At 37.1% G+C, this 658-nt stretch carries 1 protein-coding gene; it reads right to left on the reverse strand.

Features of this window, described 5'->3' with window-relative positions:
- Positions 1-30 precede the first annotated feature (30 nt).
- Positions 31-495 carry a DUF2971 domain-containing protein gene (locus ABD892_RS10180; protein ID WP_345195512.1) on the reverse strand — a complete coding sequence of 155 codons (465 nt, stop codon included), beginning with the start codon at positions 493-495 and terminating at the stop codon, positions 31-33.
- Positions 496-658 lie beyond the last annotated feature (163 nt).

Below are 658 nucleotides of genomic sequence, written 5' to 3' on the forward strand. Positions count from 1 at the left end.
CCGAGACTGGCAAATATTATCGAATACGCCTCATGCTGGCTGCCATGTGGTCTGCACAGGAGTTTTTGAGTACTTACAAATTAATCGCAGCTCATTTTCGTATTTCCAGTCTACATGCTTTGAAAACAACATTCTGTCAGCAAATAATGGTTTTCCAGCATCAATTACAGACTTTATATAGTCTGTAAAACCCAGTTCTGTATAGTTAATAAGAGTGTAACCGCTAAAATCATCATTATTTTTATTAGCAATCGACTCCAGCATTGAATTGAAGTCAAATTCTATAACAAAACCTCTTAGCCCATTAGAATAATGTGACCACATCAGACGACTCTCTAATGGTTTTATATTTGCGTCATGAGCCATGCAATGAAATTTATTATTTTGCTTTTGTTTGATGATTTCCAGAACAATTACATTTAACGTTTCAACCAGTTCATGATATTTTTCTACGACAAACCTCTCCAGTTGTTCATCGCTAAAGTCACCAACCACATAACTATTGCCCGTATCTGGATCACCAAATGTGACACCCTCATTAGATAAAAGAAACGCTTTAAGTTGTGTAGAGGAAAGTTGTCAGCACCGATTTAAAATGTCCACTTTCCACCGATTGGATTTGACCTCCCGATTAACCCTTTCATGGCCGATATTTCTC

Origin of the sequence: Kistimonas scapharcae (genome assembly GCF_039540975.1) — a bacterium.
GTDB lineage: Bacteria > Pseudomonadota > Gammaproteobacteria > Pseudomonadales > Endozoicomonadaceae > Kistimonas > Kistimonas scapharcae.